15 protein-coding genes are annotated in these 18366 nt (G+C 54.5%); 14 read left to right on the top strand and 1 reads right to left on the bottom strand.

Going from position 1 to position 18366, the window contains the following annotated elements; all coding sequences use genetic code 11:
* Positions 1 to 88 precede the first annotated feature (88 nt).
* The 3 genes from prmB to ACN0RL_RS06500 all read left to right on the top strand — a co-directional run bounded on the left by prmB (position 89) and on the right by ACN0RL_RS06500 (position 3492).
* A complete protein-coding gene (prmB, locus tag ACN0RL_RS06510; RefSeq protein WP_417514911.1) occupies positions 89 to 991 on the top strand; it encodes a 50S ribosomal protein L3 N(5)-glutamine methyltransferase in 903 nt (300 codons plus the stop codon).
* 37 nt (positions 992 to 1028) lie between these two features.
* Positions 1029 to 2123: a chorismate synthase gene (aroC, locus tag ACN0RL_RS06505; protein ID WP_417514909.1), complete on the top strand. Its 1095-nt coding sequence runs from the start codon at positions 1029 to 1031 to the stop codon at positions 2121 to 2123.
* A 199-nt stretch (positions 2124 to 2322) separates the two neighbouring features.
* On the top strand, positions 2323 to 3492 hold the full coding sequence (locus tag ACN0RL_RS06500; RefSeq protein ID WP_417514907.1) for an MFS transporter: 1170 nt from the start codon (positions 2323 to 2325) through the stop codon (positions 3490 to 3492).
* Here ACN0RL_RS06500 and ACN0RL_RS06495 read toward each other — a convergent pair.
* Positions 3465 to 4367, bottom strand: coding sequence for a LysR family transcriptional regulator (locus ACN0RL_RS06495; RefSeq protein ID WP_417514905.1), 903 nt, complete (start codon positions 4365 to 4367; stop codon positions 3465 to 3467). The genes ACN0RL_RS06500 and ACN0RL_RS06495 overlap by 28 nt on opposite strands.
* Positions 4368 to 4522: 155 nt before the next feature.
* On the opposite strand from ACN0RL_RS06495, the gene leuC reads away from it, so the two are divergent.
* The 11 genes from leuC to folC all read left to right on the top strand — a co-directional run bounded on the left by leuC (position 4523) and on the right by folC (position 18364).
* On the top strand, positions 4523 to 5941 hold the full coding sequence (gene leuC / locus ACN0RL_RS06490; RefSeq protein WP_417514903.1) for a 3-isopropylmalate dehydratase large subunit: 1419 nt from the start codon (positions 4523 to 4525) through the stop codon (positions 5939 to 5941).
* Positions 5942 to 5962: 21 nt separating this feature from the next.
* Entirely contained in the window at positions 5963 to 6610 is a 648-nt protein-coding gene (leuD, locus tag ACN0RL_RS06485; RefSeq protein ID WP_417514901.1) for a 3-isopropylmalate dehydratase small subunit, read from the top strand.
* A gap of 61 nt (positions 6611 to 6671) precedes the next feature.
* Positions 6672 to 7745: a 3-isopropylmalate dehydrogenase gene (leuB, locus tag ACN0RL_RS06480; RefSeq protein WP_417514899.1), complete on the top strand. Its 1074-nt coding sequence runs from the start codon at positions 6672 to 6674 to the stop codon at positions 7743 to 7745.
* A gap of 112 nt (positions 7746 to 7857) precedes the next feature.
* Positions 7858 to 8973 carry an aspartate-semialdehyde dehydrogenase gene (gene asd / locus ACN0RL_RS06475; RefSeq protein WP_417514897.1) on the top strand — a complete coding sequence of 372 codons (1116 nt, stop codon included), beginning with the start codon at positions 7858 to 7860 and terminating at the stop codon, positions 8971 to 8973.
* Positions 8974 to 9286: 313 nt separating this feature from the next.
* Positions 9287 to 12406 (top strand): FimV/HubP family polar landmark protein, encoded by a 3120-nt coding sequence (locus ACN0RL_RS06470; RefSeq protein WP_417514895.1) that lies wholly within the window; start codon positions 9287 to 9289, stop codon positions 12404 to 12406.
* Between the two features lie 106 nt (positions 12407 to 12512).
* Positions 12513 to 13424 carry a tRNA pseudouridine(38-40) synthase TruA gene (gene truA, locus ACN0RL_RS06465; RefSeq protein ID WP_417514893.1) on the top strand — a complete coding sequence of 304 codons (912 nt, stop codon included), beginning with the start codon at positions 12513 to 12515 and terminating at the stop codon, positions 13422 to 13424.
* Positions 13421 to 14050, top strand: coding sequence for a phosphoribosylanthranilate isomerase (locus tag ACN0RL_RS06460; RefSeq protein ID WP_417514891.1), 630 nt, complete (start codon positions 13421 to 13423; stop codon positions 14048 to 14050). The genes truA and ACN0RL_RS06460 overlap by 4 nt, the downstream gene beginning before the upstream one ends.
* Before the next feature lie 4 nt (positions 14051 to 14054).
* Entirely contained in the window at positions 14055 to 15251 is a 1197-nt protein-coding gene (trpB, locus tag ACN0RL_RS06455) for a tryptophan synthase subunit beta (protein ID WP_417515022.1), read from the top strand.
* Positions 15252 to 15270: 19 nt separating this feature from the next.
* Positions 15271 to 16083 carry a tryptophan synthase subunit alpha gene (gene trpA / locus ACN0RL_RS06450; RefSeq protein WP_417514889.1) on the top strand — a complete coding sequence of 271 codons (813 nt, stop codon included), beginning with the start codon at positions 15271 to 15273 and terminating at the stop codon, positions 16081 to 16083.
* Between the two features lie 45 nt (positions 16084 to 16128).
* A complete protein-coding gene (accD, locus tag ACN0RL_RS06445; protein ID WP_417514887.1) occupies positions 16129 to 17055 on the top strand; it encodes an acetyl-CoA carboxylase, carboxyltransferase subunit beta in 927 nt (308 codons plus the stop codon).
* The gene (folC, locus tag ACN0RL_RS06440; protein WP_417514885.1) at positions 17036 to 18364 is read left to right on the top strand and encodes a bifunctional tetrahydrofolate synthase/dihydrofolate synthase; all 1329 of its coding nucleotides are present in this window, start codon (positions 17036 to 17038) and stop codon (positions 18362 to 18364) included. Before accD ends, folC begins: the two co-directional genes overlap by 20 nt.
* Positions 18365 to 18366: the final 2 nt, after the last annotated feature.

Below are 18366 nucleotides of genomic sequence, written 5' to 3'. Positions count from 1 at the left end.
GCAGTCGCAGAGACTTTACGTGGCTGCAGCAACGCCATGAAACAGCGTATAATTCTGCGCTGAACCGAATCTACAGGAAACCGTGTTTGTGACCAGCCCGATTGAAGATCTCCGTACCGTGCGCGATTACCTTCGCTACGCTTCTTCGCAGTTCTCTGCTTCCAGGGTTTTCTTTGGCCATGGCACAGACAACGTCTGGGATGAAGCGGTTCAACTGGTGATGCGCAGCCTGCATCTTCCTCTGGAAAACAATACGCTGTTTCTGGATGCGCGCCTTACCCGTGAAGAACGTGAGCTTGTTCTTGAGCGTATTCGTCGCCGTATCGATGAGCGTGTTCCCATGGCTTATCTTCTCGGTGAAGCCTGGTTTATGGGTATGCCGTTCCATGTGGATGAGCGTGTGCTGGTGCCGCGCTCACCGATTGGAGAGCTGATTGAAAGCGGCTTTCAGCCCTGGTTGGGAGATAAGCCGGTTGAGCGGGTTCTTGATTTGTGCACGGGGAGTGGTTGCATCGGTATAGGTGTTGCCTCGGTGTTTGAGGACGCCCGCGTGGATCTTTCCGATATTTCACCGGATGCACTGGCTGTTGCCGAGTCAAACATTGAATTCCACGAGCTCCGCGACCGTGTGCGCACCGTAGAATCCGATGTGTTCGCGAGCATAAGCGGGCGGTACGATATTATTGTCAGTAATCCGCCCTATGTTGATGCGGAAGATCTGGCGGATATGCCTGATGAGTTCCACCATGAGCCGGCGCTTGGTCTGGCTGCTGGTAATGATGGGCTGGATATAGCGCACCGGATTATCGCGGGAGCTGCGGAGCATCTTACGCCGGGTGGTTTGCTGGTGGTTGAGGTAGGGAATAGCTGGGTGGCTCTGGATGAGGCTTACCCGGACCTCCCGTTCACCTGGCTGGAATTCAGTAATGGTGGCGACGGTGTGTTTGCGATTACCGAACAGGATCTTCGCCATTGGCGCAGCAAGCATTAAATCTATTTCTTCAATTACTCTAACAAGATATTGAATTATGTCAGGAAATACTTTTGGAAAGCTGTTTACCGTCACCACTTTCGGCGAGAGCCATGGGGCTGCGCTGGGTTGCATTATTGACGGCTGCCCTCCGGGTCTGGAACTCTCGGAAGCGGATATGCAGGCTGATCTTGATCGCCGCAAGCCCGGCACATCACGGCACACGACTCAGCGCCGGGAAGCGGATGAAGTTCGCATTCTTTCCGGTGTGTTTGAGGGCAAAACCACCGGCACGCCGATCGGTCTGATTATCGAGAACACCGATCAGCGTTCTAAGGATTATTCGAAAATTTCGGAGCAGTTCCGTCCGGCTCACGCCGATTACACCTACATGCACAAGTACGGTGTGCGCGATTATCGTGGCGGTGGCCGCTCTTCGGCACGCGAGACCGCTATGCGGGTCGCAGCTGGCGCTGTGGCAAGGAAGTTTCTGGAGCAGCGACTGGGCATTCAAATTCGCGGGTATTTGTCTGAGCTCGGTCCGATCCGCGCGGAAAAGCTGGACTGGGATCAGGTGCATCAGAATCCGTTTTTCTGCCCGGATGCCGATAAGGTTCCGGAGATGGAGGCCTACATGGATGCTCTTCGTAAGGAAGGAGACTCTATCGGGGCACGGATCAATGTGGTGGCTGAAGGTGTGCCGCCGGGGCTGGGTGAGCCGGTTTTTGATCGGTTGGATGCAGACCTTGCCCATGCGCTGATGAGTATCAATGCGGTGAAGGGCGTTGAGATTGGTGCGGGCTTTGGGTGTGTTGCCCAGAAAGGCACGGCGCACCGTGATGAGATGACTCCGGAAGGTTTTCTTTCAAATCATGCAGGCGGTGTTCTGGGGGGGATTTCTTCGGGGCAGCCGATTCTTGCAAGCATTGCGTTGAAGCCGACGTCGAGTTTGCGTTTGCCGGGGCGTAGCATTGATGTGAATGGCAATCCGGTGGAGGTTATTACCACGGGGCGGCACGATCCTTGTGTAGGTATCCGGGCTACGCCGATTGCTGAGGCGATGATGGCGATTGTGTTGATGGATCATTATTTGCGCCATCGTGGTCAGAATGGGGATGTTGCTGTTTCAACGCCTGTTATTGGGCAGCTCTGATCGGCATGACCTCTGTATCGGAATAGCCGCTCGTGCTGGCCAGGTCAATCAAAAAGCGCCCGTTAATACGTCCGTGTAGGGCTCGGTCGCGCCATCCCTGGCGCTCCACGTTTTTGAATGACCTGGCCAGCCCAAGCTAACCGGCATTTTACGTCTATCCGCCGCGTATACTTCTCAACTATCTGCATTTGTGGGGAGAATGGGTATTTACTGGCGCCTTTCTAATCTCTACTTCTGGTTTTTCGCTCTTCTGGGCGGGCTTTTGCCTTATTGGTCTTTGTACCTCCAGGGGCAGGGGTTTTCCTATCTGCAAATAGCCACTTTGATGGCGACTATTCAGCTCACGAAAATTGTGGCACCAAGCCTGTGGGGACATCTGGGGGATAAAACCGGCCAGAGGGTAAGGCTTGTCCGGTTCGGGGCGATAACCGGTTCTTTGCTGTTTGCAGGGGTTTTTCTTGAGCCGGGGTTTTATGGGCTGCTGTTGGTCATGCTGGCGTTTACTTTTTTCTGGAACGCCATTCTTCCGCTGTATGAGGTGATCACGCTGCGCTCTCTCGGGGAGCATCGGGAGAAGTATGGCAAGGTGCGGCTGTGGGGATCAGTTGGTTTTATTGGCTCTGTGGCCGGGGTTGGCCTGATACTGGAGTGGATATCTATCGGCTGGTTGCCCTGGTTGCTTTTACCGGTATTTGTGGGGATTTGTGTGTCGGCTTTTCTTTTGCCGGCTGATCAGGGGGAGCGCAAGTCGCCTGCACCGAAGGGGAGTTTGCGGGCTATTATGACGCATCCGGCGGTGGTCGCGTTTTTCCTGATGAATTTTCTGTTGCAGGTTTCCCACGGCGCATACTACACGTTTTTCAGTATTCATCTGGAGCAGCACGGCTACGGCAATCTGGCGATCGGATTGCTTTGGTCGCTCGGGGTAATTTCGGAGATCGGGCTGTTTCTGGTGATGCATCGCCTGACACGGCTCTTCACGGTACGCCAGATTGCGATAGGTGCTTTGGTGCTGACGATGATCCGGTGGGTGTTGATTGCGGAGTTAACGGATTTTCTTTCGGTGCTGCTGTTCGCCCAGCTGCTGCACGCGGCTTCTTACGCTGCGCTTCATGCGGTTTCGGTGCAGTATGTTCAGGGTTTTTTTGGTCAGCACCATCATGGTCAGGGGCAGGCGTTGTACAGTGGGCTGACGTTTGGCGCTGGTGGTGCGCTGGGAGCATGGATGTCGGGCTTTCTGGTAGAAGGCTTCAGTACGTCTGCGGCTTTCTGGGGTGGGGCGATTGCCATGGCCATTGCCATCGTTATTACAGCCCGGGGGCTGCAGGCCCCGCCTGATGCTCACGCGGAGCCTTCTTCCTCTTCCTGAACAATGGACAAGAGCGCTTTCGCGGCGTTACCGGGTTGTCTGCCGGTAAGCCCGATAGCGCCGAGCACGCGGGAAACCCGATGTTCGGCCTCGGTTTCAGTTGCCAGCACGCCTTCGAGTACTTTCAGGCTCCCGTCGACCATGCGCAACGGAAGTACGCTCCAGCCCAGGCCAACACTGGTCATCATTTTCAGGGTTTCCAGGTAATTGGTCGGCATTTGCGGGTGCAGGGGCAGGTTTTTTTCGAGAAACAGGCGGCTTATCACTCGGTAGGTCGATGTTGAGGTGTCGGGCAGCAGGGCGGGGTGGTTCGCCAGGTCCGCCAGTTTTGGTCCTTCCAGAAGAGCCAAAGGATGATCCGCACCTACTACAAATGCCATGTGGTCTGGCCAATGGGCAAAAACGTCAAAACCGGGAACCATGCTGTCGCTCAGTGTGACGAAGGCCAGTTCAGCGTTGCGTTTGCGCATTTGCTCATAGGCCGCGTCCGATTCCATAAATTGCAGATTGATGGCGACCTGAGGGTATTCCCGCTTGAATCGGCGCAGCCAGTTTGGCAGGTGGTGAAGGCCTATGTGATGGCTGGCAATAATCTGCAATTCACCTTCGATCAAACCCGAATCAGGGGAGAGTGCAATCCGGGCATTGTGGATTTCATCGAGAATTTTGCGGGCGTGAGGCAGCAGCCTGGCGCCAGAATCGGTTAAGCGTATTTGCCGGTGGCTGCGATCCACCAGAGTAGTGCCAAGCTGGTTTTCCAGAGCAGCGAGACGTTTGCTGATGGCGGGTTGGGTCAGATGCAGCATTTCGGCGGCTTCCGAGAAGGAGCCCTGATCGACGATGGTGATAAAGGCTTTAAGGGCGTTTGAGTCCAAGATTCCTGTTCCTGATCAGTTCCGACAGGAAAAGATTATCGTATAACTATATGGAATGCGATGAATGAGAAACATGAATTGCGGTTATTTGTGAGCGGGCGGTATGATGTGCATAGAGAATGACAAACTGTGCCTCCAGAGAGTGAGAGAGAATCATGGCGGGTAAGACCTTATACGACAAATTGTGGGACGACCATCTGGTCAAGCAGCGGGATGATGGTTCTGCGCTGATATACATTGACCGGCAACTCCTGCACGAAGTCACATCGCCTCAGGCTTTTGAGGGGCTGCGCCTTGCAAATCGTAAGCCCTGGCGCATTGATGCCAACCTGGCCACGCCGGATCACAACGTTCCGACCACTGATCGTGCGAAAGGCATCGACGGTATCGTTGATCCGGTGTCCCGTATCCAGGTAGAGACGCTTGGCAAGAACTGCGATGAGTTCGGGATTCTCGAATTCAAGATTATGGATAAGCGTCAGGGTATTGTGCATGTGATGGGCCCGGAGCAGGGCGCAACGCTGCCAGGCATGACCATTGTTTGCGGCGATTCGCATACGTCTACCCACGGTGCGTTTGGTTGCCTTGCCCACGGTATCGGTACGTCCGAGGTTGAGCATGTACTGGCGACTCAGTGCCTGGTTCAGCAGAAAATGAAAAATATGCTGGTCAAGGTGAATGGAGAGCTGGGCAAGGGTGTGACCGGCAAGGACGTTGTACTGGCGATTATCGCTAAAATCGGTACCGCCGGCGGTACCGGTCATGCAATTGAATTCGGAGGACAGGCCATTCAGAACCTGAGCATGGAGGGCCGGATGACCATCTGCAACATGGCCATCGAAGCCGGTGCCCGGGTTGGTTTGATAGCCGTTGACGGTACCACCATCGACTACGTAAAAGGCCGCCCATTCTCGCCCAAGGGTGAAACCTGGGAGGCTGCTGTTAAATACTGGCGTACCTTGCACAGCGATCTGGATGCGGAGTTTGACAAGGTCGTTGAGCTCGAGGGCGCTGATATTCTTCCGCAGGTTAGTTGGGGCACGTCTCCGGAAATGGTTACGGACGTTACCGGTAAAGTACCGGACCCGGCGAAAGAAGAAGACCCGATCAAACGTGAAGGCATTGAGCGGGCACTGAAGTACATGGGATTGCAGCCTAATCAGGCGATCACTGATATCAAGCTCGACAGGGTATTTATCGGCTCCTGCACAAACAGCCGTATTGAAGATCTTCGTGAGGCGGCAGTTATAGTCAAAGGCCGCAAGGTAGCAGACAGTCTCAAGCAGGCGATGGTTGTTCCGGGTTCCGGTCTGGTAAAAGAACAGGCGGAAGCGGAAGGTCTGGACAGAATCTTCATTGAAGCGGGACTCGAGTGGCGTGACCCTGGTTGTTCCATGTGTCTGGCCATGAACGCGGACAAGCTCGGGCAGGGCGAACACTGTGCGTCTACGTCGAACCGTAATTTTGAGGGCCGGCAGGGCTTTGGGGGGCGGACTCATCTGGTGAGCCCGGCTATGGCCGCCGCCGCCGCAATAGCCGGTCATTTCGTTGATGTTCGCGAACTGCTGAACTGAGCCACAGGAGAGAACTGAACCATGCGCGCATTTACGCAACACCAGGGCCTTGTGGCCCCCATGGACCGTTCCAATGTGGATACGGACATGATTATCCCCAAGCAGTTTCTTAAATCCATCAAGCGCACGGGCTTTGGCCCGAACCTGTTTGATGAGCTGCGCTATCTGGATGAAGGCAAGCCTGATCAGGACAGCTCACAGCGCCCGGTGAATCCGGATTTTGTGCTCAATCAGCCCCGATACAAAAATGCCAGCGTGCTCCTGGCACGCAGTAATTTTGGTTGCGGCTCCAGCCGTGAACACGCCCCCTGGGCTCTTGAAGATTACGGTTTCCGGGTTTTTATTGCCCCGAGTTTTGCCGATATTTTTTACAATAACTGCTTTAAGAATGGCTTGTTACCAATTGTTCTTGAAGAGAAAATTGTTGATCGGTTGTTTCAGGAAGCTGAAGCTTCGGAAGGGTATGAACTGAAGGTAGATCTGGAGGCCAGAACAGTCATCACGCCGTCTGGCGAGTCGTTCGGATTTGATGTAGACGACTTCCGTCGCCACTGTCTGCTTAACGGCCTTGATGATATTGGCGTAACCCTGGAAGACGCCGAGCTGATCAAGACTTATGAAGATCAGCGTCGCCAGACCGCTCCATGGTTGTTTGGGGCAGGCCAATAGGCAGCTTTATTAACTTGCCGGGTCAAACCCGACCCGGCCCATCAAGATTTGGAAGCCCATCATGTCCAGAACTGTACTACTTTTGCCGGGTGACGGCATCGGCCCCGAGATTGTTGCTGAAGCTGAAAAAGTCCTGCATGCCATTAATGAAAAATTCGATCTGAAAATCACCTTCGAAACCGGCCTTGTGGGTGGCGCTGCGCTGGACGACGCAGACAATCCCTTACCGGATGAAACCCTGGACAAGGCCCGCAAGGCGGACGCAATTCTTTTGGGCGCTGTCGGTGGCCCAAAGTGGGACAGCCTGCCTATGGCAAAGCGGCCAGAGAAAGGTTTGCTTGGCCTGCGCTCGAATTTGAAGCTGTTTGCCAACCTGCGCCCGGCCATTCTTTACCCGCAGCTTGCCTCCGCATCGTCACTCAAGCCTGAAGTGGTCTCGGGCCTGGATATCATGATTGTGCGTGAGCTTACTGGTGGTATTTATTTCGGGCAGCCACGAGGTGTTCGTCAGCTCGAAAGTGGTGAGCGCCAGGGCTACAACACATACGCCTACACGGAGTCCGAGATTCGTCGAATTGGCCGGGTTGCGTTTGAAGCGGCTCAGCAACGTGGCAAAAAACTGTGCTCGGTAGATAAAGCCAATGTGCTTGAAGTAACCGTGCTGTGGCGCGAAATCATGAACGAACTGAAGAGCGAATACCCGGATGTGGAGCTGTCCCATATGTATGTGGATAACGCGGCAATGCAGCTGGTTCGTGCGCCCAAGCAGTTCGATGTGATTGTGACTGGCAACATGTTTGGTGATATTCTTTCAGACGAAGCAGCCATGTTGACCGGTTCAATTGGTATGTTGCCGTCGGCGTCCCTGAATTCTGAAAAGCAGGGCATGTATGAGCCTTGCCACGGATCAGCACCGGACATCGCGGGTAAAGGCATTGCCAATCCGCTGGCCACCATTATAAGTGCGGCCATGATGTTGCGTTACAGCCTTGATGAAGAAAAGGCTGCAGCGGCCATCGAAGCGGCCGTCAACAAAGTGCTGGATCAGGGTTTGCGTACTGCCGATATTATGTCGGAAGGCGGCACCCGGGTTTCTACCCGTGAAATGGGTGATGCGGTTCTGGCTGCTCTGTAATTTACAATACCGCCCGACAGCAACACGATGCGGTTGCTGCGGGATCATTCATCCTGTCCCTGCCAGCGATAAAGGTTGCGGGCGGGCATAAAGCGAGGTTCAAAGGTCGCACATGAAGCGAGTTGGACTTGTAGGTTGGCGCGGCATGGTGGGCTCAGTGCTCATGCAGCGCATGCGTGAAGAAAACGATTTCTCCGATATCGATCCGGTATTTTTTACCACCTCCCAGGCTGGTCAGCCAGCTCCGGATGTTGGTAAGGAAGGCGTGCCACCGCTGCAGGATGCGTTCGATATTGAAACCCTCAAAACCCTGGATGTTGTGCTGACCTGCCAGGGCGGCGACTACACCAATGCGGTTTACCAGAAGCTGCGCGACTCCGGTTGGAAAGGCTACTGGATTGATGCGGCATCGACACTGCGGATGGTTGACCATTCTGTCATTGTTCTGGATCCGGTGAATCGCAACGTGATCGATGCCGCGCTTGATAGCGGCGTGAAAGATTATATTGGCGGCAACTGCACTGTCAGCCTGATGATGCTCGCCCTCGGTGGCTTGCTGGAGCAGGATCTGATTGAGTGGGTTGCACCCATGACCTATCAGGCGGCTTCGGGCTCCGGAGCGCAGAACATGCGTGAGTTGCTCAACCAGATGGGTGAGCTTAATCGCAGCGTTGGAGAAGAGCTGGCAAACCCGTCTTCGGCGATTCTGGAAATTGATCGGAAAATTACCGAAACCATGCGTTCCGATGGCTTTCCCACAGAGCACTTTCAGGTGCCTCTCGCCGGAAGCCTTATTCCGTTTATCGACAAGCAGCTCGATAATGGAATGAGTAAGGAAGAATGGAAAGCGGGTGTCGAGACCAACAAGATTCTTGGTCGCTCGGAAAACCCGATTCCGATTGATGGACTTTGCGTGCGGATTGGCGCTATGCGCTCCCACAGTCAGGCGCTGACCATCAAGCTGAAGAAGGATCTCCCGGTAGCGGAAATCGAATCGATTCTGGCAAAGGCCAACGACTGGGTTAAAGTCATCCCCAATGACCGCGAGGCGACCATTGAGGAGCTGACTCCTGCCAAGGTAACCGGAACCCTGAGCGTGCCCATCGGACGTATTCGTAAACTGGCCATGGGGCCGGAGTATATCTCTGCGTTTACGGTTGGTGACCAGCTTCTCTGGGGTGCTGCAGAGCCGTTGCGCCGTATGTTGCGAATCCTGCAGGAACGTTAAGAATTGTTACACAGAGGCAATAAATGCCAACTGTGTCCGGTTTCGGGAAGCCGGTTAGGGGGCGGAGGCTGATTTCAGGCTCCGCCCCTGTTATTTTCAGGGACACTAGGGAGTTCCGTGCAACTGGTAAATAAATGCTGCAAGGATTGCTGCTGATTGATTGATAAAAGAGGTTTTATCAACAATACTTGCCGGACTGAAAATTAAACACGCGACATATCAAATCAGAATTATCCAGACGGAAGTCGCCCTGCCTCGTCCGATTCTGTTTGAAAAAGCAGTCACGAATCACGGAGACTGGAAAGGAAAAAGCATGAAGGTACGCAAGCTTGCTGTTGCACTGGCTCTGGCTGGAGGACTCGGATCCGGCGTCGCTCAAGCCCTGGGGCTGGGTGAAATTGAACTTCAGTCCTATCTGAATGAGCCAATGGATGCAGAAATTGTTCTGCCACAAAGCCAGGGAATAGATCCCGGTGATGTGTTCGTGAACATAGCTCCGGAAAGGGCTTATCAGCGGCTTGGCCTGCAGCGGAATCAGTTTATTGGCAAACTCCGCTTCGATGTAGCGACTCGCTCTGATGGCAGCCTGGTAGTCAATGTCACATCCAGGGAGCCTTTGCGAGAGCCGTACCTCAACTTTCTGCTCGAGTTGACCTGGCCCAACGGTCGGCTGATGCGTGAATATGCCGTTCTGGTAGACCCTCCGGTTTATGCGGAAGAATCCGGCGTTTCTGAGCAGGTTCGCGCGCCCTCAAGTGCTCCGGCAGCCCAATCCCGGACTGCACCTTCTGTGCGCAGTGCCGAGTCGGTTCGTCGTCAGGCAAGGGTTGAACAGTCACGGGTGTCAGACGCCGGCTATGGCTCTGATACGTTCGGGCCCACGGGCGCATCTGATACCTTGTGGACGATTGCTGCGGCAGTGCGGCCCGATAACAGCCTGTCTATGCAGCAGGTTATGCTGGCGCTGCAAGACCTGAATCCGGACGCATTTATCGGCAACAACATCAACAGATTGAAGCGTGGTGAAGTGCTGCGTGTTCCTTCTGCAGATCAGATTCGTAGTCGCACCCGTGCAGAGGCAACTCGCACGGTTGCTCAGCAAAATCAGGAATTCCAGCAGCCCAGGCGCACAGTCGATGCGACAGTTGCTCAGCAGCCCAAAGACGCCGCTGGCACAGAAACAGCCGCTGCGGGTGATGAACTCAAACTCCTCGTTGCTGATGATGAAGGCGCTCGGAGCGAGGCTGATGGTGGCTCCGCTGGCGGAGACGGTCAGCTTGCAGGTGGCGTAGATGCCGGTTCAGCGGTTGCCATGGAAGAGCTTGAAAGTGCCCGCAGGGAAAACGACGAGCTCAATACCCGGGTTGATGACCTTCAGGATCAGGTACAAACGCTGCAACGCTTGCTTGAGCTGAAAAACAGCCAGCTCGCAGAAATTCAGCAGACTACCGTTGCAAATGATGCTGCGGATGCTGCAGCCCGGACGGCTCCGGTTTCCGGCGAAGGTGTCGAATCGCCTGAGCAGCCCGAAGAGATTGCCGGCAGTGCTGACGAGCCCGCTGTTGAGTCCGGACAGGAAGGTTCTGGCGAGCCAGCGACTGCTGCGGGGGAGATGGACACCGCTGAGTCTGATGCTGGCCAGGAAGCTGTCAGCCCATCTGATGAAGCTGCAGGTATGGAGGTCGGTGAAAGCGATACCGCAGGAACCGATTCCGTTGTTGCGACAGACTCCGACATGCAGCCAACTGACGAAGTTGCGGGCACAGATCAGACAGATGATGCGACCAGCAGTGATGTAATTCCTGTAACTGGTGAGCAGTCTGCACAATCAGAGCCGACGGAGAAGCCGGAAGCCAAAGTTCAGCCTGAGCCCAAACCGGAACCGGTCGCTGCTGAAAAAGGCTTCCCGGGTAATGTGATCGATGCCATTACCGGCAACATGTTTTATCAGATCGCCCTGGGTGGCGGCCTGATAATCCTTCTGCTTCTTCTTCTGCTTCTCGCCCGGCGTAATGCCAAGCGTGAGAAAGCATTTTACGAACAGCTCAATAACGAACCAGACGGCCCTGAAGATACCTTCGACCTGAGTCTGGATGAAGAAGAGTTGGACCAGGGCGGCACCAGTAACGCTCTTGAGGAAGCCGACACTTATCTTGCCTATGGTCGTTATGATCAGGCGGCGCAGACTCTGGAAACCGCTATTTCCCGTGAACCAAGCCGCACTGACTTAAGGCTCAAGTTGCTGGGTGTCTACGCAGACAATCAGGATCGCGAATCGTTCGAGAAACAGTTTGGCGAGATTCTGACTCTGGACGACGATGAAGCAACAGCCGAGGCAAATGAACTTCGCTCACGTCTTGAAGAGGCTGAGTCGATGCCTAGCATTGATGACCTCGAGTCGCAGCTTCGCTCCGGATCCTATGGAGGAGAGACCGCGGCGCAGGAGCCTTTCAATGCAGCCGAAGATTTCGAGAATGCCGATGCCTCACTGTCAGATGAATTGCTCGCTGACCAGTATGATGCAAGCCGTGAAGATCAGGTCGAGAATGAATTCGGTGATTTCGATTCTGACCTTGCTGATTTCGATCTCGATACCCTCGAAGAAACAGAGCGATCTGCTGAAACCGAAGGCGACGAGCCGGAGAAAAAGAGCAGTGATGATCTGATCGAGTACGATCTGTCCGGATTGAACCTTTCGGATACCAAAGACAATCCAGCCTCGGATCAAACTGACGAGGAGAGTGATTTCTCCTCTCTCGAAATAGATCTCGATGATCCTGAGGAACCCCAAGAGCAGCTGACTGATCTTACTTCTGACAAGGCACCGGAACCTGCGCCTGAAACGGAAAGCGCGGATATTGATTCCCTTGATGAATCTTTCCTGGACGAGCTGGATGCAGAACTGGACAAAGTTGCCAACGAGGAAGATGAGCTTGGTGAGCTTGAGCTGGAAGAGTCCACGCTTGATGATCTTGAGCTGGATGTGTCCGATGAGGATCTTGCCTTGATGGAAGAGTTCTCGGATTCCGCGGATTCCGCCAACACCAGTCCTGAAGACGATGAGTTGTCCCTGGATGACGAGTTGGGACTGGACGATGCTCTCAGCGAGGACGATCTGACTGACGAAGTCGACTCACTTGGAGACCTGGCCGAAGAGGATTCCGTTGAAGATCTGCCGGTCGCTTCTGATGAAGTCCGGGATTCTGGTACGAAATCACCTGCTGCAGAGATTGATGAAAATGATCTCGGTGACGACGATGATTTTGACTTCCTCGCAGGCACTGACGAAGCCGCAACCAAGCTGGATCTCGCAAGAGCCTATATTGAGATGGGTGACAGCGACGGAGCGCGGGATATTCTCGAAGAGGTAGCCCTTGAAGGAGACGACGAGCAAAAGGCTGAAGCTCAGGATCTGCTTAAAAATCTGTCCTGATCCGCTATAATCGGATAACTGAGGCAGCAAGCGCCGGCCGCCGGGAATTGACCCGGCATTCAGCCGGCGCTTTGTTTTTACAGCAACATACTTTCCGGATTTACACTTGTTTCTCTACCCCCAGGAACTCACAACGGATAATGCCATCGGCGGCGGGCGGGTTGCTCTGGCTTTCGAGTATGACGGCCGCAATTTTCATGGCTGGCAGCTTCAGAAATCGGGGGTGCGTTCAGTTGAGGCCGAACTCGCCAGGGCTGTAACAAAAGTTGCCGATCACCCTGTAGATCTTGTTTGCGCCGGTCGCACGGATGCGCGCGTTCATGCAAGCTATCAGGTCGCGCATTTCGAAACGCCTTCCATCCGTAACCTTCGCTCGTGGGTTATGGGTATCAATACCGCTCTACCATTCGATATTGCTGTGCACTGGGCAGGAAATGGCAGTGTCGATTTTCATGCGCGTTTTTCTGCTGTGTACAGACGCTATCGTTACGTTATCTACAACAACCCGGTAAGGCCCGGGATCCAGCGGGGGCAGGTGAGCTGGATGTTTCGGGAGCTGGATGCGGAGCGTATGCACTTGGCTGCTCAGGCGCTTGTTGGAGAGCATGATTTTTCCTCGTTTCGTGCTGCTGGTTGTCAATCCAGAACGCCCGTGCGATTTCTTGAGCAAATAAAGGTAACCCGGAAAGGAAACTTCGTCGTAATTGATGTGCAGGCCAATGCTTTTCTGCACCATATGGTTCGGAATATAGCCGGGGCGCTCATGGCTGTAGGCACTGGAAAGCAGCCGGAGAGCTGGATTCGTGACATACTGCTCGCAAAAGACCGCACGCTTGCGGGCGTAACGGCGCCTCCAGACGGCTTGTATCTGGTAGATGTCGGATATCCAGAAGGCTTTGGGATACCTGCTGCAGAATGTGGTCCGGGATTCCTCAGGCCCTGGTTCAGTCGGGCAGAGAACAGCCCGGTTTATCCAACGCACATCCACCCGAAACAAAAACCGGAACCGGCATCATGAACACCCGCGTCAAAATTTGTGGTCTGACCCGTGTTGAGGATGTAAGAGCCGCTGTTGCAAACGGTGCAGACGCCCTGGGGTTCGTGTTTTATGAGCCCAGCCCTCGCGCGGTTACGATAGATCAGGTTGAGGTGCTTGCCCGGCATGTACCGGCGTTTGTGACGGTTGTAGGGCTGTTTGTGAATCCATCTGCGGAACAGGTCAGGGAAGTACTTGATCGTATTCCTCTGGATCTGCTTCAGTTCCACGGTGACGAAACGGCAGGCTTTTGCAGCCAGTTTGGTCGTCGATGGATAAAGGCTGTGCGCGTTCAGAATTCAGAGCAGATTGAACGAGCGTTTGCTGAATATGACTCAGCCGCCGGGCTGTTGGTGGATGCGTGGGATCCCGATCAGTATGGGGGTACCGGGCATTCGTTCAATTGGGATCTGATCCCTTCAGACCGGCCCCTGCCACTTATATTGGCCGGTGGACTGTCATCTGATAACGTATTCCGCGCGGTAGAGCAGGTGAAGCCCTGGGCTGTTGATGTCAGCGGTGGCGTTGAGAAAAGCAAAGGCATCAAAGACATCGAAAAAATTTCTGACTTTATTAAAGAGGTTCACCGTGTCTGTAAAACTTACTGAAGAAATGCTTACTGCACTGCCGGATGTACGGGGGCATTTTGGTGCCTTTGGCGGCCGGTTCGTGTCCGAGACGCTGATGGATTCCCTGATGACTCTGGAAAAGGAATACCTTCGGCTCAAGAAGGATCCTGAGTTCCAGGCCAAGTTCGACAAGGATCTTGCTGATTACGTCGGTCGCCCCAGCCCGCTGTACTTTGCCGAGCGTCTTACCCGCGAAACCGGGGGGGCGCAGATCTGGCTCAAGCGGGAAGATCTTAACCATACCGGTGCGCACAAGATTAACAACACGATTGGTCAGGCTCTGCTGGCCAGTTTTCTTGGTAAAAAACGAATAATCGCAGAAACAGGCGCCGGCCAGCATGGTGTTGCCACGGCCACTGTATGCGCGCGTCTGGGGCTGGAGTGTCACGTTTTCATGGGTGCTGAAGATGTCCAGCGCCAGTCACTGAACGTCTACCGCATGAAGCTTCTGGGCGCTCAGGTGCACGCTGTACAGAGTGGAAGCCGCACTCTCAAGGATGCAATGAACGATGCCATGCGCGACTGGGTTACCTACGTGGATGAGACGTTCTATATCATAGGCACCGTTGCAGGCCCGCACCCTTATCCGCTGTTGGTTCGCGATTTCCAGTCCGTGATCGGGCGTGAAACCCGCAGCCAGTCGCTTGAAAAAACCGGAAAACTTCCGGATGCGCTGGTAGCCTGTGTGGGCGGTGGCTCCAATGCTATCGGTATGTTTTATCCGTTCCTGACGGATGAGTCGGTGCAGCTTTATGGTGTTGAGGCGGGAGGTCTTGGCATCGAGACAGGCCAGCATGCTGCGCCGCTTTGTGCGGGCCGTCCGGGTGTGCTGCATGGGAACCGCACTTACCTGATGGAAGATGAAGACGGTCAGATTGCCGGTACCCATTCGGTCAGTGCAGGCCTTGATTATCCCGGTGTAGGGCCAGAGCACAGCTGGCTGAAAGATATCGGGCGCGCCAATTATGTGTCTGTAACCGATGACGAGGCGTTAAAAGCATTCCGCATGCTGACCCTGGTTGAAGGTATCATGCCTGCGCTGGAAACAGCCCATGCGGTGGCGTATGCAGTCAAGCTTGCAGCCACGATGGATAAAGACCAGACGGTCGTGATTAACATATCTGGCCGGGGCGACAAAGACATTCATACTGTTGCCCAGCTGGATGGCATAGAACTCTGATTAATCGACAGGAGCAGGCATGAGCCGAATTGAAGGGGTTCTGAGGACCCTCAAGGGACAAGGACGCAAGGCACTTATTCCCTTTATTACTGCCGGCGACCCGCACCCGGATGAAACTGTGGGTCTGATGCACACCATGGTTGATGCTGGTGTGGACATTATCGAGCTGGGTGTGCCTTTCTCTGATCCGATGGCTGATGGCCCGGTGATCCAGCTGGCCTGTGAGCGGGCGCTCAAACACGGCACATCCTTGCGCCGTGTCCTCGCGATGGTGCGAGAGTTCAGAGAAACCAATGACACGACCCCTGTCGTGCTCATGGGGTACCTCAACCCTATTGAGGCCATGGGGTATGAAGTCTTTGCCGACGCGGCCGTGGAGGCCGGTGTAGACGGAATTCTCACGGTGGATCTTCCGCCGGAAGAGGCCGATGACGTTGCACCTCTGTTTTCCCAGAGGGGGCTGGATCCGATTTTCCTGCTGGCGCCAACCACTACGGATGAAAGAATTCGCGCAATTGCCGATCACTCTTCGGGATATGTGTACTATGTTTCATTTAACGGTGTGACCGGAGCTGCCAGAATAAACGTGGACGAAGTTGCCGCCAAAGTGGCACACATCCACGAATTAACGGCACTTCCGGTTGGCGTTGGTTTTGGTATTCGCGATGCAGAAACAGCCGCTGCCGTGGGACGGGTATCCGATGGTGTAATTGTTGGCAGTGTGCTGGTCGATACAATAGCCAGAAATCAGGCAGATATCGAAGAGCTTAAACGGGCACTGACGGATCTGCTTAACCCGATGCGTGAAGCACTGGACAGCCTGGCTTCCTGACCTGGAAGGCGAGGGTGAGTCGGAATCAAAGGACAGGATATAACCATGAGTAACTGGCTGGACAAGATAATGCCGGGCAAGATTCGCTCGGAATCCAATCGCAGAACAGGCGTTCCCGAAGGGCTGTGGAAAAAGTGCCCTAAGTGCGGCGCCTTTCTATACAAGCCGGAACTGGAAAAAAACCTGGATGTTTGCCCTAAGTGCAACCATCACCTGAGAGTCGATGCCCGCCGTCGTCTCGACATCTTTCTTGACGAAGATGATCGTGAGGAAATCGGTGCCAACCTCGAACCCTGGGATCGGTTGAAGTTCAAAGACTCCAAACGCTACAAGGATCGTCTGGCGCAGGCTCAGAAAGCAACGGGCGAAAAAGACGCCCTTGTTGCCATGAAAGGCAAAACCCTGAACGTTCCGCTGGTAGCATGTTCCTTTGAATTCGGCTTCATGGGTGGCTCCATGGGGCAGGTCGTGGGTGAAAAGTTCGTTCAGGCCGCCAATGTTTCCCTTGCTGAACGCATTCCGCTGGTTTGCTTTTCTGCCAGTGGCGGCGCGCGTATGCAGGAAGCCATTCTCTCACTCATGCAGATGTCCAAAACGGCAGCTGTGCTTGAACGCATGAAGCAAGAGGGAATTCCGTACATTTCAGTGATGACGGATCCGGTTTTTGGCGGGGTGTCTGCGAGTTTGGCCATGCTGGGTGATCTTAATATTGCAGAACCCAACGCGTTGATAGGATTTGCCGGCCCCAGGGTTATCGAGCAAACGGTTCGTGAAAAGCTGCCTGAAGGTTTTCAGCGCAGTGAATTCCTGTTGGAACACGGCGCAATCGATATGATTCTGCATCGCCACCAGATGCGCGAGCGCATTGCGCATGTTCTGGCGAAGTTCACCGGGCAAGAGCGTCCCGATACGGAAGATCCCATTGAATTTGAAATAACGGAAAAGCCAGACATTGAACCCCCCGCAGAATAAACAGAAATCCCGCCCCCCTGCGGCACCGGGGGGCGGTGCGACAGTCGATCAATGGCTGTCCTGGCTCGAACTGATACATCCCACCGAAATAGATCTGGGGCTTGACCGGGTCCTGCTGGTCCTGCGCCGCCTGTTCCGTAAAAAACCTGCAGCACGGGTTATTACTGTTGCCGGCACCAACGGAAAGGGCAGTACTGTCGCGTCACTCGAAGCGCTGCTTCAGGCTGCGGGCAGGCGCACCGGTGCCTACACCTCTCCCCATCTTCAGGCATATAACGAGCGCATCCGCATCAATGGTCAGGACATTGATGATGCAACCCTGATCTCTGCGTTTGAAAAAGTGGAAGCCGCTCGTGGTTCAGTAACACTGACTTATTTCGAATTCGGCACACTGGCGGCCTTCGTCGCGCTGGATGAAGCCGGTTTACAGGACTGGATTCTTGAAGTTGGTCTTGGCGGCCGCCTTGATGCGGTGAATGTGATAGATGCCGATCTGGCGATCATAACATCCATCGATATTGATCACGTGGCATTTCTTGGAGATAACCGTGAGGTTATCGGTTTTGAAAAAGCCGGAATTCTTCGCCCTGGCATACCCGCTGTGGTTGCCGATGTGGATCCTCCGCGCTCGGTACTCCAGCAGGCAGTGGCTCAGAAGGTAGCGCTGGTTCGAGCAGGCAAGGATTACAGCATCGAAGAGACCAGAGAGGATTCCGGCGAGATCACCACAACCCTTCATGTTGAGGGGGATACGCTCATATTGCCGACAGGGCCTCTTCCGGTTCCGAGTGTAGCCGCGGCGGTTATCGCGTTGCGCATACTCGAACCTCAGCTCGAAAAGGATGCTATTGAGACGGCAATGGCTGGTGTCAAAGCCCCAGGGCGGTTCGAGCGCCTGGAACGCTACCCGGACCTGTACGTGGATGTTGGGCACAATCCCCATGCCGCCAACTGGCTTTGCAAACGGCTTCAGGCATTGAAAGGCGAAGAGCAAAAGGTTTACGCGGTTTATGCTGCCCTTGGCGATAAAGATGTTGAAGGCGTTGCCAGGGCTATGGCTCCGGTTGTTGACGCCTGGTATCTGGCAGGGCTTGGTGTTCCACGAGGTCTGACCGCCGCCGCTTTGCGTGCCAGGCTGGAATCCGTGCCCCTGTTCGGTTCGGTCGATGGCGAAAACTCTCGGGTCACTACCAGTGATTCCGTGGTTGCCGCGATTGCTGCGGTAAAGGCCGATGCAGGAGAAAAGGACATCATTATCGTTTTTGGTTCGTTTTTTACCGTTGCCGAAGCCCGCACTCTGCTTATTTGAGC

Origin of the sequence: Marinobacter sp., assembly GCF_048259445.1 — a bacterium.
Classification (GTDB): domain Bacteria; phylum Pseudomonadota; class Gammaproteobacteria; order Pseudomonadales; family Oleiphilaceae; genus Marinobacter.
This window is presented reverse-complemented; position numbering and strand designations above follow the sequence as displayed.